The organism is Sutterella massiliensis (assembly GCF_016899755.1).
Classification (GTDB): domain Bacteria; phylum Pseudomonadota; class Gammaproteobacteria; order Burkholderiales; family Burkholderiaceae_F; genus Sutterella; species Sutterella massiliensis.
Window position 1 is genome coordinate 1 of record NZ_JACJJC010000235.1, and the last position, 543, is coordinate 543.

A 543-nucleotide genomic window follows, 5' to 3' on the forward strand; every position below is an offset into this window, starting at 1 on the left:
TTATTGAATTCAGCGTTCCCGATGACCAACTCTGCAGCCTGAAGTTCGGCGTCTGGCCAATCATATCGGGGATCCCCTTCAGCATTTTCGAATAGCACGTCGTTGAGCGTGATCGTGCCGTCGACGCTGATGTTCGACTGATTCATCACATCGGCGTTCGTAATCGCGAGGCTGTTGAGCGCTACCTCACTTCCGTAGTGAAAGATGCTCCCGATCTTGTCTTCCTGCTCGGCACGCTGCCCGTTAATCGTGAGATTGCCCGACCCTGTTAAAGATCCAATGAGCTCAACGAAGCCATTGACCGTCATCGTGCCGTCAAGCTTGACGGGGCAATTCATGCCAACGGCTACCGATCCGTTAAGGGTCGTCTCACTTTTCGAGCCGAAAGTCGCCGAAGCTGCTACGGTCCCCGCGTAGTCACTATTGACGAAAAGGGCTTCCCCATAGTCGCCCTGAGTGTAAACCTCTGTTTTACCGTTGAAAGTAAGCTCGGCATTGCCTGCGGCGACAATGCCGGAAGGCGATCCTACCTGGGAATCAGTG

General features: G+C 54.0%; 1 protein-coding gene. It reads right to left on the reverse strand.

Annotated features, from left to right (window positions below; all coding sequences use genetic code 11):
• A partial coding sequence (locus H6A60_RS12340; protein ID WP_205105060.1) for a hypothetical protein occupies positions 1–338 on the reverse strand: 338 nt, incomplete at its 3' end.
• Positions 339–543: the final 205 nt, after the last annotated feature.